The sequence below is a fragment of the Streptomyces sp. NBC_00597 genome, assembly GCF_041431095.1.
In the GTDB taxonomy this organism is placed as follows: Bacteria; Actinomycetota; Actinomycetes; order Streptomycetales; family Streptomycetaceae; genus Streptomyces.
The window spans coordinates 6,107,709-6,132,534 of sequence record NZ_CP107757.1 but is presented as its reverse complement, the minus strand read 5'-3'; the positions used below and the strand labels follow the sequence as shown (position 1 = coordinate 6,132,534).

At 72.4% G+C, this 24,826-nt stretch carries 26 protein-coding genes; 19 read left to right on the top strand and 7 right to left on the bottom strand.

What is annotated here, in order from left to right:
* Positions 1-33: 33 nt before the first annotated feature.
* The 3 genes from OG974_RS28070 to OG974_RS28060 all read right to left on the bottom strand — a co-directional run bounded on the left by OG974_RS28070 (position 34) and on the right by OG974_RS28060 (position 2,959).
* Positions 34-534, bottom strand: coding sequence for a flavin reductase family protein (locus OG974_RS28070; RefSeq protein WP_329314560.1), 501 nt, complete (start codon positions 532-534; stop codon positions 34-36).
* Between the two features lie 320 nt (positions 535-854).
* Positions 855-1,475 (bottom strand): NADH oxidase, encoded by a 621-nt coding sequence (locus OG974_RS28065; protein WP_327285455.1) that lies wholly within the window; start codon positions 1,473-1,475, stop codon positions 855-857.
* Positions 1,476-1,672: 197 nt separating this feature from the next.
* Positions 1,673-2,959 carry an MFS transporter gene (locus tag OG974_RS28060; protein WP_371644814.1) on the bottom strand — a complete coding sequence of 429 codons (1,287 nt, stop codon included), beginning with the start codon at positions 2,957-2,959 and terminating at the stop codon, positions 1,673-1,675.
* 406 nt (positions 2,960-3,365) lie between these two features.
* On the opposite strand from OG974_RS28060, the gene OG974_RS28055 reads away from it, so the two are divergent.
* On the top strand, positions 3,366-4,607 hold the full coding sequence (locus OG974_RS28055; RefSeq protein WP_371644812.1) for an acyltransferase family protein: 1,242 nt from the start codon (positions 3,366-3,368) through the stop codon (positions 4,605-4,607).
* A gap of 102 nt (positions 4,608-4,709) precedes the next feature.
* Here OG974_RS28055 and OG974_RS28050 read toward each other — a convergent pair whose 3' ends face one another.
* From OG974_RS28050 to OG974_RS28035, 4 genes are all read right to left on the bottom strand, one after another.
* Entirely contained in the window at positions 4,710-5,387 is a 678-nt protein-coding gene (locus OG974_RS28050) for an NAD(P)-binding domain-containing protein (protein ID WP_327285452.1), read from the bottom strand.
* A gap of 142 nt (positions 5,388-5,529) precedes the next feature.
* The gene (locus tag OG974_RS28045; RefSeq protein WP_327285451.1) at positions 5,530-6,564 is read right to left on the bottom strand and encodes a beta-ketoacyl-ACP synthase III; all 1,035 of its coding nucleotides are present in this window, start codon (positions 6,562-6,564) and stop codon (positions 5,530-5,532) included.
* A gap of 198 nt (positions 6,565-6,762) precedes the next feature.
* Positions 6,763-7,599 (bottom strand): helix-turn-helix transcriptional regulator, encoded by an 837-nt coding sequence (locus OG974_RS28040; protein ID WP_327285450.1) that lies wholly within the window; start codon positions 7,597-7,599, stop codon positions 6,763-6,765.
* Positions 7,600-7,709: 110 nt separating this feature from the next.
* The gene (locus tag OG974_RS28035) at positions 7,710-8,504 is read right to left on the bottom strand and encodes an alpha/beta fold hydrolase (protein ID WP_328763714.1); all 795 of its coding nucleotides are present in this window, start codon (positions 8,502-8,504) and stop codon (positions 7,710-7,712) included.
* A gap of 128 nt (positions 8,505-8,632) precedes the next feature.
* On the opposite strand from OG974_RS28035, the gene OG974_RS28030 reads away from it, so the two are divergent.
* From OG974_RS28030 to OG974_RS27945, 18 genes are all read left to right on the top strand, one after another.
* The gene (locus OG974_RS28030) at positions 8,633-9,493 is read left to right on the top strand and encodes a helix-turn-helix transcriptional regulator (RefSeq protein ID WP_328763713.1); all 861 of its coding nucleotides are present in this window, start codon (positions 8,633-8,635) and stop codon (positions 9,491-9,493) included.
* Positions 9,494-9,696: 203 nt separating this feature from the next.
* Positions 9,697-9,939 carry an acyl carrier protein gene (locus OG974_RS28025; protein WP_054222253.1) on the top strand — a complete coding sequence of 81 codons (243 nt, stop codon included), beginning with the start codon at positions 9,697-9,699 and terminating at the stop codon, positions 9,937-9,939.
* Positions 9,940-10,072: 133 nt separating this feature from the next.
* Positions 10,073-10,693: a hypothetical protein gene (locus OG974_RS28020; RefSeq protein ID WP_327285446.1), complete on the top strand. Its 621-nt coding sequence runs from the start codon at positions 10,073-10,075 to the stop codon at positions 10,691-10,693.
* A complete protein-coding gene (locus OG974_RS28015; RefSeq protein ID WP_371644809.1) occupies positions 10,686-11,594 on the top strand; it encodes a hypothetical protein in 909 nt (302 codons plus the stop codon). Before OG974_RS28020 ends, OG974_RS28015 begins: the two co-directional genes overlap by 8 nt.
* Positions 11,595-11,672: 78 nt before the next feature.
* Positions 11,673-11,891, top strand: a complete 219-nt coding sequence (locus OG974_RS28010) for a tautomerase family protein (RefSeq protein WP_327285444.1) — start codon at positions 11,673-11,675, stop codon at positions 11,889-11,891.
* A gap of 41 nt (positions 11,892-11,932) precedes the next feature.
* Entirely contained in the window at positions 11,933-12,766 is an 834-nt protein-coding gene (locus OG974_RS28005; RefSeq protein ID WP_327285443.1) for an AfsA-related hotdog domain-containing protein, read from the top strand.
* Entirely contained in the window at positions 12,763-13,455 is a 693-nt protein-coding gene (locus OG974_RS28000) for an HAD-IB family hydrolase (protein WP_328763709.1), read from the top strand. The genes OG974_RS28005 and OG974_RS28000 overlap by 4 nt, the downstream gene beginning before the upstream one ends.
* Positions 13,452-14,081 (top strand): hypothetical protein, encoded by a 630-nt coding sequence (locus tag OG974_RS27995; protein WP_327285441.1) that lies wholly within the window; start codon positions 13,452-13,454, stop codon positions 14,079-14,081. The genes OG974_RS28000 and OG974_RS27995 overlap by 4 nt, the downstream gene beginning before the upstream one ends.
* A complete protein-coding gene (locus tag OG974_RS27990; protein ID WP_327285440.1) occupies positions 14,078-15,844 on the top strand; it encodes a GH3 auxin-responsive promoter family protein in 1,767 nt (588 codons plus the stop codon). The genes OG974_RS27995 and OG974_RS27990 overlap by 4 nt, the downstream gene beginning before the upstream one ends.
* A 74-nt stretch (positions 15,845-15,918) precedes the next feature.
* Complete coding sequence (locus OG974_RS27985; protein WP_327285439.1) at positions 15,919-16,773, top strand: SAM-dependent methyltransferase; 855 nt, start codon at positions 15,919-15,921, stop codon at positions 16,771-16,773.
* Between the two features lie 2 nt (positions 16,774-16,775).
* Positions 16,776-18,257, top strand: coding sequence for a hypothetical protein (locus OG974_RS27980; protein WP_328763705.1), 1,482 nt, complete (start codon positions 16,776-16,778; stop codon positions 18,255-18,257).
* Positions 18,254-19,408, top strand: coding sequence for a hypothetical protein (locus tag OG974_RS27975; RefSeq protein WP_327285437.1), 1,155 nt, complete (start codon positions 18,254-18,256; stop codon positions 19,406-19,408). Before OG974_RS27980 ends, OG974_RS27975 begins: the two co-directional genes overlap by 4 nt.
* The gene (locus OG974_RS27970; RefSeq protein WP_371644804.1) at positions 19,405-20,205 is read left to right on the top strand and encodes a DUF6182 family protein; all 801 of its coding nucleotides are present in this window, start codon (positions 19,405-19,407) and stop codon (positions 20,203-20,205) included. The genes OG974_RS27975 and OG974_RS27970 overlap by 4 nt, the downstream gene beginning before the upstream one ends.
* Position 20,206: 1 nt before the next feature.
* Positions 20,207-20,839 (top strand): LysR substrate-binding domain-containing protein, encoded by a 633-nt coding sequence (locus tag OG974_RS27965; protein WP_327285435.1) that lies wholly within the window; start codon positions 20,207-20,209, stop codon positions 20,837-20,839.
* Entirely contained in the window at positions 20,836-21,648 is an 813-nt protein-coding gene (locus OG974_RS27960) for an alpha/beta hydrolase (protein WP_327285434.1), read from the top strand. The genes OG974_RS27965 and OG974_RS27960 overlap by 4 nt, the downstream gene beginning before the upstream one ends.
* Positions 21,642-22,550, top strand: a complete 909-nt coding sequence (locus OG974_RS27955; protein WP_371644802.1) for a class I SAM-dependent methyltransferase — start codon at positions 21,642-21,644, stop codon at positions 22,548-22,550. Before OG974_RS27960 ends, OG974_RS27955 begins: the two co-directional genes overlap by 7 nt.
* Positions 22,547-23,458 (top strand): carboxymuconolactone decarboxylase family protein, encoded by a 912-nt coding sequence (locus OG974_RS27950; protein WP_327285432.1) that lies wholly within the window; start codon positions 22,547-22,549, stop codon positions 23,456-23,458. Before OG974_RS27955 ends, OG974_RS27950 begins: the two co-directional genes overlap by 4 nt.
* 36 nt (positions 23,459-23,494) lie before the next feature.
* Positions 23,495-24,697 carry a cytochrome P450 gene (locus tag OG974_RS27945; RefSeq protein WP_371644800.1) on the top strand — a complete coding sequence of 401 codons (1,203 nt, stop codon included), beginning with the start codon at positions 23,495-23,497 and terminating at the stop codon, positions 24,695-24,697.
* Positions 24,698-24,826 lie beyond the last annotated feature (129 nt).

Genomic DNA, 24,826 nt, shown 5'->3' with positions numbered 1-24,826 from the left:
GTGCGTACGGGGCCGGGCGGCGGGGCGCCCGGTTCAGTGCTGGACGGCCAGCCGGCGGCCCGGTTCCCACGTGCCGAACTCGCCCTGCCGGTAGAGGGCGGCCGTACCCGGGAAGAGCTCGCTCTCCTCCACCCGCCCGATCAGCAGCAGGTGGTCATCGGCGTCCACGGTCCGTACGAGCGTGCAGCCCGCGTAGGCGACCGCGGCCCCGGTGAGGACGGGGACGCCCGCAATCCCGCCGCGCCAGGCCACGCCGTCGAACTTGCGTTCCGCCTTCCCGGCGAAGAGCCGGGCCGTGTCCTGGCCCTGGTCGGCCACGAAGTTCATCGCGAACACCCCGGAGGAGAGCACCGCGGGCAGGGTCCGGGACCCCTTGCCCACGCAGAGGAGGAGGTGGGGCGGGGCCGCCGAGACGGCCGAGAAGGCGTTGCAGGTGAAACCGCTCGGTTCGCCGTCCGCCCCGAGTGCGGTGACGATCGCGACAGGTGTCGGAAACGAACCGAAAACCTTACGGAAGGTATCCGCGTCCAGCATGGTGTCCACTCCGTCGAGTCAGTTACGGGACTTTCCCGCTGCATGGGCGGCACTATCGGGGCAGTGGCTAGAAAGTACCTGGAAGGGAACTCGACCGGTGGGCCAGTAGCCCTTGAGCCGGTTCACCCCGCGCACCCGGTACGGCCGGAATACGGGCGTCCGTCGGCCGACGGCGCCGGGCGGCATCACGCCCCCGGCTGGCTGCGGACGGGCCGCCGACCACCATCACAGGGTACGTCTTCCCTGGTCAGGGCCACTGTCGCCGCGGTCCTCCCGACCGGCGGCACGAGGGTCCGCGGGGGTCCTGCGGGAGGGATCCGCTACGCCGGCTCGTCGGCGGGGGTGACCAGTCCGGCAGCCGCCAGATAACCGATGATGTCCTCGGTCACCTGGGGCGGCAGCGGCAAAGCGGCCGAAACCGCTGTGAGCGTTGTCGGCCACGCGAGCGTCATCGCGACCCATGCCGCCTCCTGCCGGTGCAGGACGACGCGGTGGGGCGAGCGGTCCGACTCCAGTACGCATCCGATGCCCGACTCCGGCACGGTGAAGGCCACGTGCCGCGGAAGGCACACCCGGCTCTCGCCGGCCGGGCGGATCAGGACGAACGAGGCCGCGGACGACAACGGCACCACGGACAGCAGCGGCCCCTTCAGGTCGTCCACGCCGAGGGTGCGCACCACGAGGTGCGACAGCTTGCTGAGGGCCGGCAGCGTGAAGGGGCACTGGTCCTCGGGACCGCTCAGGGCGTTGGCCAGGAGTACCGGCCCGAGCTCCATCCTCCGCAGCACCTCGCGCACCGCCGGGCTGGGCCGGTCGAGCCGGTCCTCGCCCCAGCGGCTGGTGAGGAGCAACGCGTCTCCGCCGGCCCCCTGATCGATCATCACGTCCTCGGACAGCGACCAGAGATGGAAGGTCTGGACACCCCCGGTCGTTTGTCGCATATTGCACCTCTCTTGCCGGGCGGAGGGATCCGTCGAGTATGGACGCGGGCCCCGGCCCGACGACACACAGTGCGTCATACGGCCACTAGGAATTCCTCACGCCGCCTTTGAAGGCCCGTCACACGGGCGCGGTCGGGGTCGGATCGGTCGACGAAACGGTCGACGCCGCGGTCGACGCCGCGGTCGACGGAGCGCGGTCAGGAGCGGGCGGAGCGCGCCGCCCCTCCCCCGCTGCGGCCGAATACGGCGGTCACCAGCATCGCGGCGAGCGCGAAGGCGCCGGCCACGGCCATCGCCAGCCGGGGGCCGGAGCCGTCGATGATCAGACCGCCGATGAACGAGCCCACGCCGATCGCCCCGTTGAAGGCGGCCACGTACAGCGACGAGGCGGCCTCGCTCTCCTCGGGGACGAGTCGCATGACCCAGGTCTGTAGGGCGACGGGCAGCGCGGCGTAGAGCACGCCCCAGCACACCAGCATCGTGATGACCAGGGGCCCGCTGGCCCCACCCGCGTACATGACCACCATGACGACGGCCAGGAGCCCGGTGCAGCCGATCAGGCTCGCCCGCAGGGCACGGCCGACGACGGCACCGGCCGCGAAGTTCCCCGCCAGCCCGGCCGCACCGAAGACCAGCAGCAGCACGCCGATGAGGGACGGCCGGACTCCGGTCACCTCCTGGAGGAAGGGGGCCACGTAGGTGAAGGCGAGGAAGTGGCCGCTCATGATCAGTGCGGTGACGCCGACCGCGACGCGCAGTGCGCGGTGGCGCAGTACGTGCAGGAGCGCGGACAGGCTGCCGCTTCCCCGGGCGGGCAGGGCGGGCATGAAGAGCAGGCTCGCGCCCAGGACGAGGAAGCCGAGGAAGCCGACGCAGACGAAGGCCGCGTGCCAGCCCGCGGACTGGCCGACGGCGGTGCCCAGCGGGGTGCCCGCGACGGAGGCGAGGGAGATGCCGCCGAGGACCACCGAGGTCGCGCGGACGGCGTGCCGCTCGGGGACCAGCCGTACGGCGATCGATACGGCGATGGACCAGAACACTCCGTGCGCCAGGGCGACGATGAGGCGTGCGATCAGGAGGAGCGCGTAGCCGTCGACGACGGCGGCCATGAGGTTGCCGGCGATGTAGAGGACCATCAGGGCGACGAGCAGCCACTTGCGGTCCACGCGCCCGGTGAGCGCGGTCAGCGGCGCGGCGGTCACCGCGGCGAGCGCCGCGAAGCCGGTGACGAGGAATCCGGCCGTTCCCAGCGAGACCGACGTGCCGTCGGCGATGGACGGGAGCAGGCCGATCGGCAGGGTCTCCGTGGTGACGAAGGAGAAGACGCCGAGGGCCAGTCCGGCCACGGCCAGCCAGGCGCGCAGGACCGAGCCCTGAGGGGCGGCCCCGGGCGGGGCGTCCGGGGTCGACGTGGAGGTGGGCCCGGGTGCTGGGTCCGTGCCTCCGGGCCGCTTGCTGGTCTGACTGGTCGCACTGGGGGACATCGTTGCTCCCGGTTTGGTGGTCCGGCGGGGAAAGGGACGGAGTTTTTGCTCGCGGGCAGCCCGACGGCGCGGAGAATGCGGGAATCATCACTGCCAGAAAAGGCCCGTCGATGAATTGTCCCGTGCTCGTACGCGCGGAGGAAGTGCGTCCGGGTCGTGGTGGTGGGACCACCAGTCACCCGCCGACGAGCGCCCCTACGCTGCACAAACACGGCCGGCGCTGCGCCTGTTGGTCTCCGCACTGGTGGCGGCACCACCCGGATCGATCAGCCCAGGCAATGCGGCGGAACGTCGGGTAGCTTTCTCGGCATCCCCCGCTTCGCACCGCAAATGCGCATCACCATTCGCTTCGCAATGCGCATCACAATTCGCTCGCGGATTCCCCTCTTCTGAAGGAGCAGAAAACGTGTCGACGGACAGAATGCGTACCCGGGTGACCCGACTCGACACGCTGACCGGGTTGCGCTTCCCCGCCGCCTTCGTGGTGTTCCTCTACCACGCCGCACTCCTGGCCTTCCTGGGCGTGCCCTGGCTGAGCAGCAGCTCTGCCGTGACCACGTACTACGACGCGGTCGCCCACGCCGGCGCCCTCGGCGTGACGTTCTTCTTCGTGCTCAGCGGCTTCGTGTTGACCTGGTCGGCCCGGGAAACCGACACCGCGCCGCGCTTCTGGCGGCGCCGCTTCCTCAAGATCGCCCCCAACTACGTGGTGGTCTGGGCGCTGGCCATGCTGGTGTTCGCCGCTCCGTTGACGGACATGACGGTCGGACTGCTCAACCTGTTCATGGTGCAGGTCTGGTACCCGGACTTCGCGATCAACTTCGGGGTGAACCCGGCGGGTTGGTCCCTGGGCGTCGAGGCGGTCTTCTACCTCCTGTTCCCGGTACTGATCCACTGGATCAGGAAGATCCCGGCCCACCGGCTGAACCTCTGGGTCCTGGGCGTGATCGCCGGGATCGTCGCGACGCCGCTGCTCTCGACGCTGCTGGTGCCGGCCGGGGCGATGATGCCCACGGAGCCCGACACCTCGATCAACCAGTACTTCTTCTCGTACATCCTGCCGCTGCCCCGCGTACTGGACTTCGCGCTCGGCATCCTCGTGGCCCGCTCGGTGATGGCGGGGCGCTGGCGCAACATCGGCATGGTCTGGTCGGGCGTCCTGCTCGTCGCGAGCTACGCGGTGGGCTACTTCACGCCGCCCATCTACTCCACGCGGGCGGTCTGCGTCGTCCCGGCGGCCCTGCTCATCGCGGCCGGCGCCATCGCGGACGACGAGGGCCGGTTCACGATCTTCCGCAACCGGGTCATGGTCTGGCTCGGCGACGTCTCGTTCGCCTTCTACCTGGTGCACTACACCGTGATGGTCGGGGTGTGGAAGCTGCTGGGCGGGAACTCGTACTCGGTTCCGGGGGCCGTCGGCCTGATGGTGCTGTGCATGGGCGTGGCGATCCTGGCGTCCTGGGCGCTGTACGCCCTGATCGAACGGCCGATCACCCGGCGCTGGTCGAACCCGAAGAAGAAGCCGGCGGCCGCGGCGGCTCCCGTCGCGGGAGCCCGCCCGGGGACGGAGGACCGGCCACTGACGGAGGACCGGCCGCTCGCGGCCCGGGGCGCCGGCGAGAAGATCGGTTCCGCCCCCACCGCGTGACCGTGCGCACGACCACGAAGGGGACCGCCTGCCCCGTCCGGCTCTGGCCGGACGGGGCAGGCGGTCCCTTTGCGTTTTCCGGTGTCCGCGTCGGTCGGTCCGTCAGAGGGCGGCCGCGGCGCGCAGGCCCGCGGGCGTGGAGACGTACCCGAAGAGGACGCCGCCGGGGTCCAGGGCGGCCGATTCCTTGAGGCCTCCGAGGTGGACCGGTACGAAGCCGGCGTCGTGCACCAGGCCCTGCGTGACCTCCCGGGCGCCGGGGTCGTCGGAGGCGATGCCCATGCCCCAGAAGTGCCGCTGCTGCGTGCCGCGCGACCACAGCAGCTCGTCCGGGAAGTGGGTGAACGCACGGGCCACGGACGCGTCGGGCAGCCGCTCGGCGGTCCTGCTGCCCCGGGTGGTGCCCGGTCCGAGCAGGGAGACGAAGAGTCCGTCCTCCGAGACGCCGATCGGGCTGGTGGCGTCGATGACGGTCTTGCCGGCCAGCCGGGGCGCCAGCCGGTCCAGCAGTTCGTCGAGGGCCGGGTGCGGGACGGACAGCAGGACGACGTCACTGGCCTCGACCGCTTCGGCGTACGTCGCGGCCCGGGCCCGGTCGCCCAGCGGTTCGACGAACGGGACGAGCCGGCCCGGGTCCCGGGAGCCGAAGGTCACGCGGTGCCCGGCCGCCACCCAGTGCCGGCCGAGCGGGCGGCCGATGTTGCCCGCGCCCAGGATGCCGATGGCCAGCGGCTTCGCGGCTCGGGGGGGCGCCGTCTGGGGGTTGGTCGTTTCGGTCATGGGAGATCTCCTCGGACGACACGGAAGTCGGCCGCCGGTCACACTGACCGGCGGCCGACTGGAGGGATTCGGGAGTACGGGGATGCGGGGTAAACGGAGATACGGGGATACGGGGTGTACGGGGATACGGGGTGTACGGGTGTCAGTTCGCGACGATGTCGGGCCAGACCAGAGCGGTCGAGCCCCAGGTGACGCCACCGCCGAAGGCACTCATCAGCACACGGTCGCCCGGTGTGATCCGGCCACCGGCAACGGCGTCGGAGAGGGCCAGCGGAATGGAGGCGGCGGAGGTGTTGCCGACGCGGTCGAGATTGACGACCGTCCGGTCCCTGGGCATGCCGAGCTGGTCGGCCACGGCGTGCAGGATCCGTACGTTCGCCTGGTGGCCCACGAACCAGTCCACCGAATCCGCCGCCCAGCCGGCGCGGTCGAGCATGGCCTGGGACGAGGCGGCCATCCGGGTCACGGCGTGCCGGAACACCGGCTTGCCCTGCATGCTGAAGTACGCGTCGGCGGGGTCCGGTTCGGGTGCGTCGGGTGCGGCCGCGGCGGAGCGCTGCCGTGAACCGCCGCCCGGGACGATGATGAGGTCCTTCAACGAGCCGTCGCTGCCCAGGTCGTGTCCCAGCAGCGCACCGGGCTCGGTGGGGTCTCCGGCCCGCAGCACCACGGCCCCGGCGCCGTCCCCGAAGATGACCGACGTGGTGCGGTCGTCGGGGTTGAGGATCGTGGAGTACGTCTCCGCGCCGATGACCAGCACGCGGTCGGCGATGCCGGCGGCGATGGCGCCCGCGGCGGAGGCGAGCCCATAGACGAAGCCGCTGCACACGGCCGCGATGTCGTAGGCGGCCACGTTCGCCAGGCCCAGCCGGGAGGCGACTTCGGGAGCCGTCGCCGGGCACGGGTGGTCCGGAGTGGTCGTGGCGAGGACCACCAGGTCGACGTCGTCGGAGCCGGCCGACTTCAGCGCCCGCTCGCCCGCGGCCACGGCGAGGTCGCCGGTGGCGGTCCCCGGGTCGGCCCAGTGCCGCTGGGTGATGCCCGTCCGGGTGCGGATCCACTCGTCCGAGGTGTCCATGGTCCGGGACAGGTCCTCGTTGGTGACGACGCGGGGCGGGACGAACGTCCCGAGCCCGGCGAGGACCGCTGCTCGGCCATGGGGCAACGCATGAGTCAAGGGGGGCCTCCATAGTTGCCGGTGCGGGACGCCGCTACCGGGGGGCACGGTGGAACGGGCCGCTCTCCGCTCGGGGGCGGGCCACCCGACGATTGTCCGGCGGCGGGCGGAGCCCTTCCAGACCGTGCTGGCGCTATGGGTGCCGCTGGTGGTGGTGGGACCACCACCCTCGTGGCAGCGGGGTGGGGACCGGCGGTCCTACGGCCAGGGCGCGACGGGCCCGGAGATGCCCGGCGGCAGGTACACCAGGAGCCGGGTGCGGGCGGCTTCGTCCAGGTCCATCGTGAACAGCATGAAGGGGACGGGCCCATCCTCGGGGTGGTCGACCTCGACCGTCGTCGGCATGAACTCCTCGACTTCGTGGCGCTCCCACAGCTGGGAGAACCCGGGGTCGTCGAGGGCCAGCCGGTCCGCCATCTCCTCGTAGCGCGGATCGTCGGAGCCGTACGAGGACTGGAGCCGGAACCGGGCCGTCATCCGGCGGGCCACCTCGGGCCGGTTCAGGTACCGCTCGCCGTGGGAGCCGGTGAACAGGCTGGTCAGGAAGTTGTCGTTGCCGTCGCGGCCCAGGCGCAGCACATCGGCCGCCGGTTCGTTGACCGCGAGGATCTCCCAGTAGCGGTCGATGACGCACGCGGGGCCCAACAGCTGGGTGTCGACCATCCGCTGGAACAGTCCGGAGTCCGGGAGGTCCGGATCGGAGAGGGGCAGCGGGGGGTTGGCGTCCGCGAGCCGGTACAGGTGCACCCGTTCGAGTTCGCTCAGGCGCAGGGCGCGGCTGATCGCGTCGAGTATCCCGTCCGAGACCTTGATGGGGCGGCCCTGTTCCAGCCAGGCGTACCAGGACGCGCTCACCCCTGCGAGGACCGCGACCTCCTCGCGGCGGAGGCCGACCCGGGCGCGCCGGGCGGAGGTCACCAGTCCGACGTCCTCGGGGGAGAGCGCTGCGCGGCGGCTCCGCAGGAAGTGCGCCAGCTCCGTGCGCTTCTTCTTCGTACGGTCGGTCCGGTCGGTCCCTAAGGGCATGGCGTCCATACCGCCCGAAGGTAGGTCACACCGGCAGCCGGTGTCAGCGGCGGGAATCACACGGGCGCGTGTTTTGAGGTCGTACACGCGGCCTCCGGGGCACGTGCACGTCCGCCCGTTCACTTCTCCACCGCCCCGAGGATGCTCCCCAACTCGGCGAAGAACAGGTCCTTGTGTTCCCGGTTGAAGAAGTGGCCCCCGGGGAGGGAGCGGAACGAGAAGTCCGCGCTCGTGTGCGAGCGCCACGCCTCGGCGTCCGCCACGGGGACCAGCGGGTCATGGCTGCCGAGCAGCACGTGGACCGGGCAGGGCAGGGGCCGGTGGCCCGCCTGCGGATGCCGGTAGGTGCCGCATACCCGCAGGTCCTCGCGGAGGCGTTCGACGACGACCTTCATCCGTGCGGGGTTCTCCCGCAGCAGTCGTCCGGCTCCACCCAGGCCCAACAGCAGCTCAAGGGACGCTCTATCCGATAGCCCTACGGTCAGGTCGGGCGCAGCCTGGACGTGCGGCGCGCGGTGGGCCCCGGCCACGAAACAGGCGGGCGGGCGCCGTCCCGCGGCGACGTGCCGCTGTGCCACGCCGTAGGAGACCAGCGCTCCCATGCTGTGTCCGTAGAACGCGTAGGGCTCGTCGAGGAAGGGGGTCAGCTGCCTTGTCACCTCACGTACCAGGGCGTCCATCGTGCTGACGGCACCGGGGACGCCGGCCGCGGGCACCGACCTGGGGGGCATGGACACGGGCACCACCTCCACGCCGCGGCCGAGCCATTGCCCCCAGCCCGAGAAGGACCAGGCGCTGCCGCCCGCGTGATGGAAACAGAACAGGCGCAGCCGGGCCGCCTCGTTCTTCGCCGGAACGCTCTTCGCCGTACCCGCCGCCGTGCTTGCCGGGATGTTCGCCGCTGTGTGGAACATGCCGTCAGTGTGGCGCCGGATTCCGGCGGGAGGGAGTGTCTGTCGAACGGGGTGGTGCCAACACCACCGGTGGGTCTGCCAGTCGGGCGCACTTCGGAAATTTTCTTCAGTTGGAAAGAGGTCGAGGAATGCAGACGACTGCATCTCCCCCGGTATCCGGACTTTTACGGCGGGCGAGGCTGCGGCATTTCCTGCGGGCGCGCAGGGAGCAGATCACCCCGGAGGAAGTCGGACTGGTGAACGTGGAGCGCCGGCGTACTCCGGGGCTGCGGCGCGAGGAGGTCGCGGCCCTGGCCGGGGTCGGGGTGTCCTGGTACACCTGGCTCGAACAGGGGCGGGACATCAACGTCTCCGAAGGGATCGTGAATGCGGTCAGCAACGCCCTGCGGCTCGGGGACGTGGAGCGCGACTACTTCTTCCGGCTGGCCGGCCACAATCCGCCGCAGCGCATGCAGGGCCACCACTGGGACAGCGAGTACGCGCGGATGCACGCGCTCGTCGAGGGGTGGTCGCGCAATCCGGCGTACATCACGGACCGGTACGGGCGGATCGAACTGGCCAGCCGTTCGGCCCGTTCCCTGTTCCGCATCGAGGCCCGCGGTGACAACTGCGTGCTGAAGTTCTTCACCGAACCTTCCACGCGCGAGAAGTACCCGGAAGCGGACGAGGTGGGGCGGGGGCTGGTCGCCCAGTTCCGGGCGCAGTCGGCCCGTTTCCCGGAGGACCGGGAATTCGGCCGGATCGCCGAGGGACTCGCCGAGCGCAGCCCGCGTTTCGCCACGCTGTGGGACTGTCACGAGGTGGTCGGCCCGAACCAGAGCAGACGCAAGATCGCGCTCCCGCAGTCCGGGGTGCGGGTCTTCGACCGCGTGGTGATGAGCGTGCCGGAGAGCCCCGAATCCCTGCTGACGCTGTACGTCCCCCGGCCCCGGGCCGAGTCGGCCGAGCGTCCGCACGACCTGGTCGGCGCTCACGCCGAAGCCGCCTGATCGACGTGCCGGCACCGGGTTTCCGCATCCGGTTCTCCGTGCCGGTGGTGTTCGCACCACCATGATCAGGAGACACTTCCTCCGCCGGTTCCCAGAACCCATGATGAATCCGTGGGACGGGGAGGAATTCGATCCGCTGAATTCACCCGCTCCGATCCCGCAACGCGAAAGTCGGCGTTCCCAGTGATTCACGGAGGAATCTCATGGATAATTCGATCGTCAGTCGGGTGGTCACGGTTCTGGGCGAACTGGACGTGCCGACAGCGGATGTCACTCCGGACACCACGTTCGAGGCGATGGAGATCGACTCGCTGCTGCTGGAAGAACTGGCCCTGCGGTTGCAGAAGACCTTCGGCGTCGAGATCGAGATGGGTGAGCTCGTTCCCGAGCAGACCGTCGCGGAGGCGGCAGCGGTGATCGCGTCCAAGGGCGTCACCGTAGCCTGACGCTTTCCCCCTCTTCCCCCTCCCTTTCCGCCTTTCCGCATCCCCGCTTCACCCCCACCCCCCACTTCTCTTTCGCGACCGGCATTCCGCCGCTCGCGTGGTCCGTCACGCTTGATTCGAGAGGAAATACCCCATGTCTGCCACCCTGCTCGTCCTCAACGAAGTCTCCGTGGCCCCCGGCCGGGTGGACCAGGTCCTGGCCGAGTGGAGCCGGCTGAACCAGAAGGAGCCGGTGGCCGGCCGCGCCCTGTACGTCAGCGTGGACGACGGCAACGTCCTGGAGATCACGCCGGTCAAGGACATCGCGGAGCTGAACGGCCTGAACGCGGGCTGGCACAAGCTCTGGGAGAGCGTTTCCGACGACCTCGTCACGGACTTCCGGCGCCATCTCCTGGAGTTCGTCGAGGCGCCGAAGGACACCACCGACCCGGTGCCGCAGACGCCCTACGTGCAGCTGCGGTACATCGAGGTGAAGCCCAGCACGTACGCCGCGTACCGCGAGTGGCGCGAGAACACCATCTTCGACGTCGTCCGCCGCTCGGACGAGGTGAAGACGTTCCTGGCGTACCACTCGCTGATCAGCTCCCAGCCCGGCGTGATGTTCGTGTCCGGTTTCGAGTGCGAGCCGGCGCAGTACCAGGCGGTCTTCACGTCGCCCGAGTACCAGGAGATCGTCCAGCAGGCGGGCGACCGCTACATCGTGGGCGGCGAGAGCGGCCTGTACACCCGCGTCTACAAGCGTGCCGATGTCTGAGACCGGTACGGCGACCCGCCCGGCCGCGCTCGCGACCCCGGGACGCAAGGAGACGTACGAACTCGCTCTCACGACCCAGGGTCCGCTGTACCCGCCGAGCGAGGTCATGGACGCGGACGGCAACTTCGTGGTGGTGGGCATGATCAACCGGCCCACCGCCGCGGGCGGGGCCGCGCCCGAGTGGGGCGCGGCCGTGGTCTCGCCGGACACCGAGGTTCCCGAGTTCGGGCGCCTCGCCCCGTACTCGGTGGTGCGCGAGCTGGACACCGACCCCGAAGGGGCGGACCGGGACGTCGTTCTCCACACGCTGCCGCTGCCCCTGCCGTGCAACAACTACCCCATGCTGTTCGCACCGGAGCAGCTGCCGGACGCCGCCCTGGTCGAGCGGCCGAGCCACGCCTTCCACGAGGTCCCCATCCCGGACCTGCGCGTGGAGGACGGGCCCAAGGTCGTCACGCCGGTGACGTTCGGCCAGTGGATGCGGGCGAGCGGGACCCTGGAGGTCGCCGTCACCCCGGACGGCCGCTCCGGGACGTTCGACTTCGAGTTCTCCCGGCTCGTCCCCCACAGCGTCTACACGGTGATGTCACTGCGCGCCCGGGACCTCGATCCGGCGGGGCCCACCCGGCCGGGCCCGCTCGGGGTGCCGAACGTCTTCGTCACGGACGCGGACGGCTCCGGCCGCTACCACGCCACGATGCCGGACCCGTTCCCGGACCCGGAGCTTCCCGGCGCCAACCGGATCATCAACGTGGTCGTGCTGTGGATGAGCTACCAGCGCAGCTACGGCGGTGCCATCGGGGAGTTCGGTCTCGGCGGCGACATCCACGCCCATCTCAAGCTGCGCGGCCCGTCGTTCCAGGAGCTCCGGACCACCGGGGCCGGGACCCCGCGGCCCTGACGCCGCCCGCGCACCCAGCAGTTCGCGCGGCGGGACAACCGGCCGCCGCGCAAGACCAGACAGACCCGGAGGGGTCCCATGCCCATCATCTCCGTCACCACCTGGGACGGCCAGGACGACGCCCAGTGCCAGGAACTCATGGAGGAGCTGACCCGGACCGTCAGGAAGGTCACGGGAGCACCGCTGGACAAGATCACGGTCTACATCCAGGAGGTGCCGCGCAACCGCTGGGCGGAGGGCGGCTCCCTGGGCAGTGACCCGATGTTCCCGGAACTGAGCCGCCGTCTGACCGAATGACGTGCCCCCCACCCCACCCCGAACAGGAAAGGCCGACAGCCATGTCCCATGAATCACCCCAGGTCAACGATGCCAAGCCCGGCACGCTGTTCCTCGTGGGCGATGTGTTCGCCGAGTTCGCCCACCACGAAGGCGTGTTCACCGTCTCCCAGCTGGCCCGCCAGATCAGGAGCGGAGGGTTCCCGGACGGCGCCGGCGAGGTCCGCGTGAGCGTGGGGCAGGGCGTCTCCCTGTTCGACGTCCAGTTCATACGCGACACCCTGGCCCGGCGCGGGCTCGCGGACCTGGTCGTCATCGACGACCAGGCGCTGCACACCCGCGCCGGGCGGGAGATCGCGCACAAGCACCGCCCCGAGAACGTGCTCATCTCCCAGCCGCGGCCCGTCGGCGGCGACTGGTACGAGGCCGACCTGCTGGTGGACGGCGACAACGAGGTGATGTCCGACCACCTCACCGGGCAGCACATGCAGGGGATGCTGGCCACGGAGGCGGGCCGGCAGATGTTCATCGCGGTGGCCGAGCAGTACTACCTGCCGCCCGAGGCGATCGGCAGCAGCTACTTCGTCATCGACTCCTTCGCCACCCGGTACCGCAACTTCCTCTTCCCGCTCCCCGCGGTGGTGCGGTGCCACGTGCTGGCCCACCGGACCCCGCACCGCACCCGCATGACGTTCCACTGCGAACTCTCCGTGAGCCAGGGCGGTTCGGAGACCGCGGGCATGGAGGTCCGGTTCACGGCCTTCGACACCCAGGTCTCGCACGCCAAGGAGACGCGGGCGGCGCAGCGTTCCCTCCAGGACGGCGTGGCGCTGGCCGCCGCGGCGGCGGCCGCGGAGGCGGCGTCTCCGGCACGGGCGGAGGTCCGTACGTCATGAACGCCCGCCTGCCGGACCCGGACCGGCCCCGAATCGTCTTCAGCGATGTCGACGAGACGCTGATCACGGTCAAGAGCATGTTCGACTTCCTCCACTACCAGTTGGTGCGCCGGCACGGCGCGGCGGGCGAGGAGGAGTACGAGCGGATCATGGCGGTGATCCGTCGGCGCGCCGACGGCGGGACGCCCCGCGAGGACATCAACCGCTTCTACTACGGCCACTACGCGGGCGAGTCGGTGGACACGGTCAGGCAGCTGGCGGACGACTGGTTCACCGAGCGCACCGCTTCCACCCGGGGTTTCTACATCGACTCCACCCGTGACGCGCTGCGGGAGCACCGGACGGCCGGCGCGAGCCTGGTCCTGGTCTCGGGTTCGTTCCCGCCCCTGCTGGAACCGCTGGCGCACGAGCTGGGGGCGGATACGGTCCTGTGCACGCGCCCGCTGATCGCGGACGGCGTCTACACCGGCGAGGTCGCCACCCCGGTCATCGGCGAGGGCAAGCGCGCCGCGGTGCTCGCCCACCTGGCCTCCCGGCCCGACGTCGACCCGCTCGACTGCCACGCCTACGGGGACCACGTCTCCGATCTGCCGATGCTGGAGCTCGTGGGGCATCCCGTGGTCGTGGGCGACGACGCCGAGCTGCGCGAGCGTCTGGCGCGGCGCTCCGTGACGGTCGCCGTCCGATGAGCGGGCGTCGGTTCCACGTACTGCTGGGTCCCGACGGGGCCGGCAAGTCCTCGGTCATGCGGCGCCTGGTACCGATGCTGCCGCAGTGGCGGATGGTGTCGACGGACAGCGCGTTCGTGGCACCCGAGCACGCCCTGATCCCGCGGCTGCGGCAGGACGTGCACGACCACCTGCTGCCGGGCCTCGGTGGCGCGTACTCGGTGGACTTCATGGCCAGCGTGCTGCAGACGGCGGTGGTCCACCTCCGGGACCAGGTGCGGGAGGTGGACCCGCAGGTTCCGGTGCTCGTGGACTCGTACTACTACAAGATCCTGGCGAAGTGCCGGATGGCAGGGGTCCAGGACAGCCGGATGTACTCCTGGTGGCGTTCCTTCCCGCAGCCCAGCGGGGTGGTCTTCCTCGACGTCTCGCCCGGGTCCGCCTGGCGCCGCAGGGGAGACGGCGCGGGGCTCAACGCCCTGGAGTACGACGGCAAGGACGGGAGCTGGACGGAGTTCGAGAGCTACCAGAGGAACCTGCGGAAGATGCTGCTGGAGGAGGTGCGGGAGTTGCCGGTGACGATGCTGACCGAGCAGCCCGATGCCGACCGGGCGGCCGGGGCCGTACGGGAGGTGCTGACCGCATGAACGTTTCTTCGGTCTGGCACGCCCCCGGCCACACCGGCCGCTACCGCGAGCGGGTGTTCGCCGCGCGCGACCGGCTGGCCGGCGAGCACGCCGATCCGCGCGGCACGCAGCAGCGCGTCCTCACCGACCTGGTGGGCTTCAACGCCTCCACCAGCTTCGGAAGGAAGCACGGCTTGGGCCGCGTCCTCACGGTGGACGACTTCCGTGAGGCCGTCCCGGTACGGACGTACGCCGACCACGCCCCGCTGATCGAACGGACGGCCGCCGGGGAGCGCAACCTGCTGTCGGCGGACGCGCCCGCGGTCTACTTCACCAGCAGCGGCAGCACCGGAGCCCACAAGAAGGTGCCCGTCACCCCGCGCTTCATGAGCACGACCTTCATGCCGTTCTACTTCGCTGCGTGGGCCCCGCTGATCGAGCACTTCCCGGAGGTCCTGGACCGGCCCGACGCCGTCCTCAACCTCAAGCACGATCCGCTCGGCGCCCCGCCCGTCACGGGCGACGGCCGGCCCCATGTGGGCGCCAGCCAGGTGGACTTCGGCGCCCGGTTCGGCGAACCCCTCTCCGCCGAGCCCGGCACGGGCGCGCCGTGGGCGATGCTCGCGGTGCCCACCGAGCCCGGCGACCACCTGGAACGGGCCTACCTGCGGCTCAGGCTGGCGGTGCAGAGCGACCTGCGGGCGCTGATCGGCATCAACCCGGCGATGGTCGCCGCCGTCCCCTACCAGCTGAACCTGTGGTGGTCGCGGATCGTGAAGGAGGTGCGGGACGGCACCCTCGGCGGTCTGCCGTACCGGGCTCCGGACCCCGAGCGGGCCGCCGAGCTCGAACGGCTCGCGGAGTACTTCGGCACCGTACGGCCGGCTCACGTGTGGCCCCGGCTGCGGGCGCTGTTCTGCTGGACGACCGGTGTGGCCTCGCTGTACCTGCCCGCGCTGCGCGAGGAGTTCGGCTCCGGCGTCGCCGTGCTGCCGGCACCGGTGGCCGCCTCGGAGGGTCCGGTGGGGGTGGCGCTGGACCGGCACGCGTCGGCCGGCAGCCTCGTCGCATCGGCGTCGGTGTACGAGTTCGTGCCCGCCGACCAGGACCTCGCCCCCGACAGCGCCACCCTGCTGCCGCACGAGCTCGAAGCCGGCCACGACTACCACGTGATCTTCAGCCATGTCGGCGGGCTGTACCGGTACGCGGTCGGCGACGTGGTCCGGGTCGTGGACACCGTCGGCGGAGTGCCGCGGATGGAGTACGCGGGCCGGGGCGGCCGATCCGACGCGGCGGGTGAGCGACTGCGCGACGCCGAGGTGGTCAGGGCCCTGCACACGGCCCTGGACTCCGGCGGGCTCGCCCTGCGCAACGTGGCGTGCCGGGTCGAACCGGCCGTCGCCCCGGCTGCCGGACAGGCCGTCGCACCCGCTGCCGGACAGGTCGTCGGACGGGGCACCCGACGGGCCACCGGTGCGGCCGTGCCGGGCACCCCGCGCTACGTCTTCGCGATCGCCCCCCGCACCCCCTGGCACGAGCGCGAGACCGCCCGTTTCACCGCCGCCCTGGACGGCTCCCTCGCGGCGCAGTCCGCCGGGTACGCACGGGCCCGGGCGGCCGGTCGGCTGGACGCCCCCGCCGTCCGCCTGCTGGACGCCGAGGCGTTCGACCGGGACTGGCACGGGGCGGTCGCCGCGGGCGTCCGCCCCACCCAGGTCAAGGACCGCCTCTTCCGGCAGGACGACGCCCTCTGGGACCGCCTGACCACAGCGCCCCGCGGCTGAACTCCCCCCACCAGCAGCCCACGTCGGCCGCCCTGCACCCGCACCCCGCCCCCCACGACAAGGAGCAGCCTTCCATGCCCGTGCTCAACCCCGTCGAACGCACCGCCCTGCTCACCGCGGCGCTGCGGGCCGCCGAGACCCGCCGCGAGGACCGGCTCTACGAGGACCCGTACGCCGGCGGACTGGTCGGAGAGGCGGGTCCGGAGCTGCTGGCCGAGATCCGGGCGGCGACCTTCCCGCCCGACCGGCCGCGGACCCTGCCCAGCACCCCGGACTACAACGCCATCCGCACCCGGTTCTTCGACGATCTGCTCCAGCGGGCGGCCCAGGACCCGGGGACGACCCAGGTCGTGCTGGCCCCGGCGGGCATGGACTCGCGCGCCTACCGGCTCCCGTGGCCCGAGCACATCCGGTACTTCGAGGTCGACCGGCCTGCGGTGCTCGACTTCAAGGCCGAGCGGCTGCGGGGTGTCCGGCCCCGCGTCGACCACCGTACGGTCGCCGTCGACCTCACCGCCGACGACTGGGAGGAGCGGCTCGTCGCGTCCGGCTACGACCCCGCCGTGCCGTCGGCGTGGCTGCTGGAAGGGCTGCTGTACTACATCCCGGAGGCCGACGCGCACCGGATGCTGGAGCGGGTCGCCGCGATCTCCGCGCCCGGCAGCGAGATCGCCGCCGACATCGTCAACGGGGCCGCCCTGACCCTTCCCCACATGCGCGGCCTGCTGGACGTCTTCGCGGGCTGGGGGTGCCCCTGGGTGTTCGGCACCGACGAGCCCGAGGCCCTCTTCGCGCAGTACGGGTTCGACGTGCGCGCCGTCCAGCCGGGCGAGCCCGACGCCGACTACGGGCGGTGGCCCGACCCGGTGCCGCCGCGCGAGGTGAAGGACGTGCGGCGGGTGTTCTTCGTCCACGGCAGGCGTCGCTGACCATGACGGGCACCGTGATCGCGGGGGCCGGCATCGCCGGCCTCGCCCTGGCCCTGGCGCTCGGCGCGCGCGGCCACCGGGTGCGGGTCCTGGAAAGGAGCGGACCGCCGCCGGACGGGCCGGCCGCCAAGAGCGCGGAGCTGTGGGAGCGGCCCTCCGTGCCGCAAGCCGCCCACGACCACATCCTGAACGCGCTGGGCGTGCGCGTGCTCCGCCGCCATGCACCGGCCGTCCTCGACGCCGCGCTGGCGCAGGGGGCCCGGCTCGTCGACCTCACCACCGCGGCGCCCCCGGGCCCCGGTTCCCCCGGCTCCGGCCGGGAGCCGGGGGACGAGGAGCTCGTCACGCTGCTCGTCCGCCGTCCCGTCCTGGACCTCGTGCTGCACCGGGCCGTCGAGGCCCTCCCCGGGGTGACCGTCAGCCACGGCACGACGGTCGCCGGACTCCTGTCCGCCCCGACCGGGCCGGCCGGGCACCGGGTGACGGGAGTGGTGACGGACGGCGGCGAACGGATCCCCGCCGACCTGGTGGTGGACGCGTCCGGCCGCAGGTGCGCGTCCCGGTCCTGGCTCGCCGCGGCGGGCGTCCCGGTGCCGCAGGACCTGACGGGCCCCAGCCGGCTGCACGCCTTCGGCCGCTTCTACCGGCTGCGCAGACCCCACGACCCGCCGCCGGGCCCGCTCAACCGGGGCAATGCGGCCGGCGGCATCTGGGACCACTACTCGGCGGTGCTGCACCCGGCGGACAACGACGTCTTCGCCGTCACCTTCGGCGCGCTGCCCGGCGACCGCGCGATGGCGGCCCTGCGCACGCCCGGGGGGTTCACCACCGCCTGCCGCCTCTCGCCGTTCCTGGCCCCCTGGGTCGACGAGGACGCGGCGGAGCCGCTCGGCCCGGTACGGGCCATCGCCATGCCGCCGAACGTCCTGCGCGGCGCGGCGGCCGGCCGGCAGCGCCCGGTCGCCGGACTGCTGCGGGCCGGGGACGCCGCCTGCGTCACCGATCCGATGTTCGGCCGCGGCATGTCCCTCGCGCTCGCGCACGCCTTCCGGCTCGCGGAGCTGATCGGGGAACACCCGGCGGCGGACGAGCGGTTGGGCCCGGCCGCCGCGGACCTCGCCGACCGCTTGCTGCGCCCCTGGTACGAGCTGGGGGCGCACGATTCCCGGTCCCGCGCCGAACGGTGGCGGGCCGGGACCGGAGCTCCCGCGGCCCCGGCGCCCGAGCCGCCCGGACCGGCGCCCGTTCCCGGGGCGCTGCGGACGGCCGCGCTCGCCGCGGCGGCCACCGACCGCACCGTGTGGCGGGGGCTCACCCGGATGGGGACGAGCCTGAGCACGCCCGCCGAGGTCTTCGCCGACGAGGAGTTCCTGGCCCGCGTACGGGCGGCGGCCGCAGCCCCCCGACCGGCCGGGCCGACCGGCCCCCTGCCGCCGACACCCGCCGAACTCCGGCACGCCATCGCCGCCCAGGAGAAAGGATGACGGTGCTCCCCCGCAAGAACGTCCTGCTGGCACCCGTCACGGTCACCCCCACCAAACCTCTGACCCCCAGCCACCTCAAGGGCCTGCTGTGGACCGACGTGATGTTCCGGGCCACCGCACCGCTCGCCGCCGTGACCTACCGCTACAGCCACACCACCTACCACGTCACCGAGCAGACCGTCGGCTTCTGGGAGTACCTCGACCGCACCCACGGGGAAGCCGATTACGCGCAGCTCTCCGAGGAGGAGATCGGGGACCTCTACGTCCGCTACCGCTGCGACGGGCAGCGCCAGAGCGCCGACGTCCTGCGGCCCTACCGGGACGCCGTCGAGCACGGAGGCTGGGTCCATCCCGCGAGCGAGCGGATGCTGCGGCTGTGGGCCGGGCACTACGAGCGCCTCGGCATGCACGACCCCGGCCTGCGGAAGCACCAGCCCCCCGGTCTCGGGCTGGAAGAGATGCTCGACCGGCTCGCCGCCGTGGACCTGGTCCTGGACCAGCGGCACTGCGGAGGCCCCGTCTACCTGGACCTCACCCGGTACGGAATGCCGCTGCGCCGGATCGTCACGGCTGACGGCCGCCCCAACTACCTGGCCTGCGCACTGCGCGAACTGCTGCCGCTGGTCCCCTCGTACGACGAGGTCGTCCTGCTGTACGACCGCGAGCTCGACGCGGACTACCAGCTGCTGAACCGAGTGCTGACCCGGCTGGGGCCGACGGTGCGCCGGGTGCCGATCGGCCGGGTGCCCATCGACGGCAAGATCACCTCGGCCCGGCACGGCGGCTGGCACGACCACACGGCCGGCGCGCTGCTGCGGGCCTCGGTCGAGGCCTGCGACGCGGACGGCGCCGGTGAGGACGCCGTCGGCGCGCTGCGGCTCGGCATGCGCCTGTACTTCATCGCGACCCTCGGCCCTGGGCAGCAGCAGTCCTTCCGCCACGACCTGCTGCGCCACTGCCTCGCCGTGGCCGCCCGGCTCCTCAAGCGGTCCGCGGCCGCCGCCGCGTCCGGTGCGGGCGGGCTGGTCGACGCGCTGGACCGGCACCGGCGGGGCCACGCGTACGTCGACCCCTACCGGTTGGCCTGCTCGCTCCTGGGCAAGGGGCGGCCCGCCCCCGATCCCGGTCTGCTGTCGGCGGTGTTCCTGTGACCGGCTCCTCCGACCCGGCTGCGGCCGCGGCCCTCGCACCGCACCCGCCCTTCCCGCCGTCCTTCCCGCTGTCCTCGGCGGCCCTGCTCAAGTCGGCCGCGGACCGCGTGCGCTCGGCCCGCCCGGAGCTCGCGGACCGGCTCGACCTGTCCAGCGCGCGGGCCCTGCGCGCCGCCCGGGCCGAGTTCCGCGGCGGGAGCGCCGGCGAGGACGACGAGGTGCTCGCCGTGGTCGTCATCGGCCGGCTCGACCTGCCCCGGTGGGTGCGCGAGACGTGCGCCTTCGCCCTCGGCCTGGAACCCGGGGCGCGGGACGCGTGGCGGCGCTCCTTCACCCGTACCGTCTACCTGGCCGGCAGCCCGGCCAACCTGCGGGACCGCTTCGCCTTCGACCACGTCGCCGGCGACGACTCGGTGGCCTGGGCCGGACCTGCGCCCGCCGCGGCGACGGCCACGCTGCGCCGGCTGCTGAAGGCCTTCGAGGCCTCGCACGAGCCGGCCGGTCGGGCGTCGGCCACCGTGACCGTGCCCGGCCGTCCGGGGGCGCGGCCCCCGGTCCGCCGTGACCTGTACGTCGCCACCGCCCGGGTGACCGTCACCGACGCGCTCGTACACGTCAACCACCTGCTGGCCGAAGCCGTCCTGGACGGGCTGATCGGTCCCGGAGACCGGCTGACGCTGCGGTTCGTGCCGCGTCTGACCGGCCTGGGCGCGCAGTTGGCCGTGCTGCGCGTCGACACCGACGTCCACCGCCCGGACGAACTCCAGGCCTATGCCGGCCTGACCACGGAGGTCTGACATGCCGTTCCCCCGCACCACCGCGCTGCGCCCCGTCCGCCTCGGCGTGCACGGCTCCACGCACCTGGCGTCCCGTCTCGTCGCGGCCGCCGGCCACCCGCCGACGGCGGTGGAGTACGTCCCGTACGAGGTCACCGAGCCGTTCGGCCCGCTGCGCGCCGGACGGGCTGACATCATGATCGTCAAGTACGACCCGCTGGAGCCGGACATCGCCGTGAGCGGTCCCGTCGGCTTCGACGGGCGGGCCGTCCTCGTCGCGGACCACCATCCCCTGGCCGGCCGCACCTCGGTTTCGGTCGAGGAAGTCGCGCAGTACGAGGGCTTCCGGTGCCCCGGCGACTTCCCGCCCCACGTCTGGGACCTGGTGGTGCCGCCGCGGACCCCCGGGGGCCGTACGATCCGCCGGGTCCATCCGATGACGACGCTCACCGCGATGGCGGACCTGCTCAGGAGCACCTGCGCGGTCCACGTGTCGTTCCGGTCCCTGGACGCGGTCGTCCCGCCGGACATCAAGGTCGTCCCGGTGCACGACCTGCCGCCCTCACCGGTGGCCTTCGGCTGGCTCCGGGAGTGCGAACCACCGGAGCACGTACGGCGGTTCGTCGCCGACGCGGAACGGGCGGCGCGGCGATGAGCGCGGACCCCGGCGCGGACCAGGGCGCCGGCCGCCTCCCGGTCGTCCTGCTGCACGCCCTGCCCCTGGACTCGTCCATGTGGGAGGCGACGGCCCGCGAGCTGCGCGCCCGCGGCCACCGCGTCCTCACCCCCGACCAGTGCGGTTTCGGCTCCGCGCCGGCCACGGACCGCGCCCCGTCGCTCGATCACGTGGCCGACGAACTGGCCCGTGAGCTCGACCGGCAGGGCATCGGCGCCGTCGCCCTCGCCGGCTGCTCCATGGGCGGCTACGTGGCCATGGCCTTCCTGCGCCGCCACCCCCGCCGCGTCGGCGCGCTGGCCCTGCTGGCGGCCAGGAGCACCGCCGACACCGCGGAGGCGGCCGGGCAGCGCCTGCGCTTCGCCGAAGCGGTCCTCGACGATGCCGCGCGCGCCCGGATCGTCACCGCGACGACGCCGTCGCTGCTGGGCGCGACCACCCGCGCCCGCCGGCCCCTGCTGCTGGAGCGGGTGACCGGGCTGGCGCTGGCGGCCCCGCCGCGGTCCGTCGCCTGGGCCCAGCGGGCGATCGCGGCCCGTACGGACTCCACGGCCGCCCTGCGCGCGGCCGAGGTGCCCGCCGTGGTCGTCATCGGCGCCGAGGACGAACTCGTCTCCCTCGACGAGGCCTGTGCGACGGCCGAAGAGCTGCCGAACGGCCGTCTCGTCGCCCTTCCGGGGGTCGGCCACCTCGCTCCACTGGAGGCGCCGGAGGCGACCGCGGAGATCCTCACGGGCCTGCTCGCCCAGGCGCAGATCACGGCCGGAGCGGGGGTCGCGGCATGCTGACCGCGGATCACGCGGGGTGGGGGTACACGACGTCCACCGGACTGGCGTTCACCCACGAGGAGATCGTGGACCCGCACTTCGACGCCTGCGCCGCGTACTACCGGGACGCCCTGGACGGCGTCGGCATCGAGCGCGGCTGGCACGTGCTGGACGCGGGCTGCGGCAGCGGCGCCTTCCTGCCCCTGATCGCTGACCGCGTCGGCGCGCGGGGCCGGGTCTCGGCCGTCGACCTGGCTCCGGAGAGCGCGCAACGCGCCGCCGCGCGGATGCGGGACCACCCCGCGGCCGTACCGGTGGAGGTGCGCCAGGGCAGCGTCCTCGACCTGCCGTACGCGGACGGCACGTTCGACGCCGTCTGGTGCGCGAACACGACGCAGTACCTCGACGACGGGGAACTGGCGCGGGCGCTGACGGAGCTGCGCCGGGTCACCAGGCCCGGCGGGCTCGTCGCGGTCAAGGACGTGGACGGTTCGCTGAGCACCGTGCGCCCGGCGGACCCCTTCCTGATCACCGACTTCTTCCGGGCGTCCGCCAGGACTCCCGGGTACGCCCGCCAGCTCCTCAGGGGCCGTGACCTGTACCGCCGGCTGCGTGCGGCCGGACTGACGGCGGTCCACCAACGCACGATCCTCATGGAGCACCACGCTCCGCTGAGCCCGTCCGCCCTGCGGTTCTACGGGAACGCCTGCGCGCGGTTCGCCCGGCAGGCGGCCGTCGAGGGCATCGCGGGCGACTGGGCGGCCTTCCTCGACCCCGACGGTCCGGCCCACCCCTTGCGCGACCCGGACGGATACATCAGCGAGGGCAACGTCATCGCGATCGGCACGGTGCCCGCGGGCCCGTGCCCCACACCTTTCGAATCGACGGAAACCAACGGACAGGAACAGGGACGGACACCATGAACGCCTCACGGAGCACCACCGAAATGACCCGCCGCGCCACGCTCACCGGCGGCGCCCTCGTCGGCATCGGCCTTGCCGAGGGCCTGCTGGCCCCGACCCCGGCGGCGGCCGCCGCAGCCACCGGCGACAACGCCCGCTACGAGCGCGGACTGGCCGTCCTGCACGAGACCTCGGGCGAGCGCGGCGCGGCGGTGGTCGAGTCACTCAAAGACATCGCCCCGGACCTCGGGCGCTACGTCGTCGAGTTCGCGTACGGCGACGTCTACGCCCGGCCGGGCCTCGATCTGCGCGAGCGGGAGCTGTCGACGGTCGCGGCGCTGACCGCCCAGGGCGACACCGCGCCGCAGCTGAACTTCCACATCGACGCGGCGCTGCACGTCGGGGTGCGCCCCGAGGAGGTCATCGAGGCCCTGATCCACCTCGTGCCCTTCATCGGCTTCCCCCGGGTGCTCAACGCGGTCGGCGTCGCCCGTACGGTCTTCGCCGACCGGGGCGTCACCTTCGAGCCGCCGGTCATGAACGATTCGCGCGACCGCTATCTGCGCGGAACCGAGAAGCTGGTGGAGATCGACGGTCACCACGGCCTTGAGGTGATCGAGTCGCTCAAGGACATCGCCCCGGACCTCGGCCGGTTCATCGTCGAATTCACCTTCGGTGACGTCTATCAGCGTCCGTGGCTGACGCCGAGGCGCCGCCAGCTCGTCACCGTCGCCGCGCTGACGGCGTTCGGTGACACCGCCCCCCAGCTGCGCGTTCACATCGGGGCCGCGCTGAACGTCGGCCTCAGTGCGGCACAGGTCGTGGAGACGCTGATCCACGTGGTGCCGTACGTCGGATTCCCGCGGGCGCTGAATGCCATCGCGGTGGCCCGTGAGGTGTTCGAGAAGCGCAAGACGTCGGCGCTCTAGGAAGCCGCCCCCTTTACCGAAGGGAATGCAATCACTGTGGGAACGGAAATCGCGGCGGACTTCGCGACGCTGGGCGAGGAATTCACCAGGAATCCCCATCCGGTGTACGCCGCGCTCCGCGCCCGGGGTCCGGTGCACCGGATCCGGGTGCCCGAGGGTGCGCAGGCCTGGCTCGTCGTCGGCCACGCGGCGTGCCGGGCCGCGCTCACCGAGCCCACCCTGTCGAAGTCGTGGAAGGACGCCTCGCCCGCGCTGCCGCTGGCCCGGCTCTCCGCGGGCGAGAACCTGCTGAGCTCGAACCCGCCGGACCACACCCGGCTGCGGGGGCTCGTGGCCAGGGAGTTCACGCCCCGCCGCGTCGAGGCGCTCGCTCCGAGGGTACGGGCACTGACGGGCGAGCTCCTCGACGCCATGCTCGCCCGGCCCACCGGGGAGGCCGACCTCGTCGAGGCCCTCGCGTTCCCCCTGGCCATGGGCATCATCTGCGAGCTGCTCGGGGTGCCCTCCCTCGACCGTGCCGCGTTCCGCGACTGGGCCGAACAGGCCCTGAGCAGCCCGGACCGGGACACCAGGACGGCCGCGACGGCGGCGATGACGCGGTACCTCGTCGCCATGGTGGACGACCTGCGCACGCGGCCCCGCGAGGACCTGATGAGCGCCCTGGTCCGCACCACCGACGAGGACGGCGACCGGCTCTCCGCAGACGAACTCATCGGCATGGCCTGGCTGCTGCTCGTCACCGGTTTCGAGACCACCGCCCATCTGATCGCGACGGGGGTCCTCGCCCTGCTCCGGCACCCCGCCCAGCTCGCCGCTCTGCGCGCCGATCCCTCGCTCATCGACAACGCGGTCGAGGAGATGCTGCGGTACGAGGGGCCGGTCGAGACCACCACGTACCGCTTCACCACCGGGCCGACGGAGATCGCCGGCGAGGTGATCCCGGGAGGCGGCGAACTGGTGCTGGTCGCACTCGCCGACGCGGACCGGGACCCGGCGCGGTTCCCCGATCCGGACCGCTTCGACATCCGTCGCGCTGCGGGCGGCCACATCGCCTTCGGCCACGGCATCCACTACTGCCTGGGTGCCCCGCTGGCCCGGCTCCAGGCCCGAACGGCGATCGCGGCGCTCCTGGAGCGCTGTCCCGCCCTGTCCTTGAACGCCGACCCCGCGGACCTCGCCTGGCGCACGGGCCTCCTCATCCGCGGCCCCCGCCACCTGCCCTTACGCTGGCTGCCCTGAGTCCGGGAAGGTGTGGGAGGCACCGCAGCATGTGAAATCTTCACCTTCCGGTGGTGACCGGGGCACTGTCCTGCGATCACCGGATCCTCGCAGAATCGTCGTGAACGGATCGAACCCGCGCCACGACGA

Excerpts from the sequence above, each read along its gene's own strand:
- OG974_RS28070 (WP_329314560.1), bottom strand. The coding sequence starts at position 534 with ATGCTGGACGCGGATACCTTCCGTAAGGTTTTCGGTTCGTTTCCGACA.
- OG974_RS28065 (WP_327285455.1), bottom strand. The coding sequence starts at position 1,475 with ATGCGACAAACGACCGGGGGTGTCCAGACCTTCCATCTCTGGTCGCTG.
- OG974_RS28060 (WP_371644814.1), bottom strand. The coding sequence starts at position 2,959 with ATGTCCCCCAGTGCGACCAGTCAGACCAGCAAGCGGCCCGGAGGCACG.
- OG974_RS28050 (WP_327285452.1), bottom strand. The coding sequence starts at position 5,387 with ATGACCGAAACGACCAACCCCCAGACGGCGCCCCCCCGAGCCGCGAAG.
- OG974_RS28040 (WP_327285450.1), bottom strand. The coding sequence starts at position 7,599 with ATGGACGCCATGCCCTTAGGGACCGACCGGACCGACCGTACGAAGAAG.
- OG974_RS28035 (WP_328763714.1), bottom strand. The coding sequence starts at position 8,504 with ATGTTCCACACAGCGGCGAACATCCCGGCAAGCACGGCGGCGGGTACG.
- OG974_RS28030 (WP_328763713.1), top strand. The coding sequence starts at position 8,633 with ATGCAGACGACTGCATCTCCCCCGGTATCCGGACTTTTACGGCGGGCG.
- OG974_RS28025 (WP_054222253.1), top strand. The coding sequence starts at position 9,697 with ATGGATAATTCGATCGTCAGTCGGGTGGTCACGGTTCTGGGCGAACTG.
- OG974_RS28020 (WP_327285446.1), top strand. The coding sequence starts at position 10,073 with ATGTCTGCCACCCTGCTCGTCCTCAACGAAGTCTCCGTGGCCCCCGGC.
- OG974_RS28015 (WP_371644809.1), top strand. The coding sequence starts at position 10,686 with ATGTCTGAGACCGGTACGGCGACCCGCCCGGCCGCGCTCGCGACCCCG.
- OG974_RS28010 (WP_327285444.1), top strand. The coding sequence starts at position 11,673 with ATGCCCATCATCTCCGTCACCACCTGGGACGGCCAGGACGACGCCCAG.
- OG974_RS28005 (WP_327285443.1), top strand. The coding sequence starts at position 11,933 with ATGTCCCATGAATCACCCCAGGTCAACGATGCCAAGCCCGGCACGCTG.
- OG974_RS28000 (WP_328763709.1), top strand. The coding sequence starts at position 12,763 with ATGAACGCCCGCCTGCCGGACCCGGACCGGCCCCGAATCGTCTTCAGC.
- OG974_RS27995 (WP_327285441.1), top strand. The coding sequence starts at position 13,452 with ATGAGCGGGCGTCGGTTCCACGTACTGCTGGGTCCCGACGGGGCCGGC.
- OG974_RS27990 (WP_327285440.1), top strand. The coding sequence starts at position 14,078 with ATGAACGTTTCTTCGGTCTGGCACGCCCCCGGCCACACCGGCCGCTAC.
- OG974_RS27985 (WP_327285439.1), top strand. The coding sequence starts at position 15,919 with ATGCCCGTGCTCAACCCCGTCGAACGCACCGCCCTGCTCACCGCGGCG.
- OG974_RS27980 (WP_328763705.1), top strand. The coding sequence starts at position 16,776 with ATGACGGGCACCGTGATCGCGGGGGCCGGCATCGCCGGCCTCGCCCTG.
- OG974_RS27975 (WP_327285437.1), top strand. The coding sequence starts at position 18,254 with ATGACGGTGCTCCCCCGCAAGAACGTCCTGCTGGCACCCGTCACGGTC.
- OG974_RS27965 (WP_327285435.1), top strand. The coding sequence starts at position 20,207 with ATGCCGTTCCCCCGCACCACCGCGCTGCGCCCCGTCCGCCTCGGCGTG.
- OG974_RS27960 (WP_327285434.1), top strand. The coding sequence starts at position 20,836 with ATGAGCGCGGACCCCGGCGCGGACCAGGGCGCCGGCCGCCTCCCGGTC.
- OG974_RS27955 (WP_371644802.1), top strand. The coding sequence starts at position 21,642 with ATGCTGACCGCGGATCACGCGGGGTGGGGGTACACGACGTCCACCGGA.
- OG974_RS27950 (WP_327285432.1), top strand. The coding sequence starts at position 22,547 with ATGAACGCCTCACGGAGCACCACCGAAATGACCCGCCGCGCCACGCTC.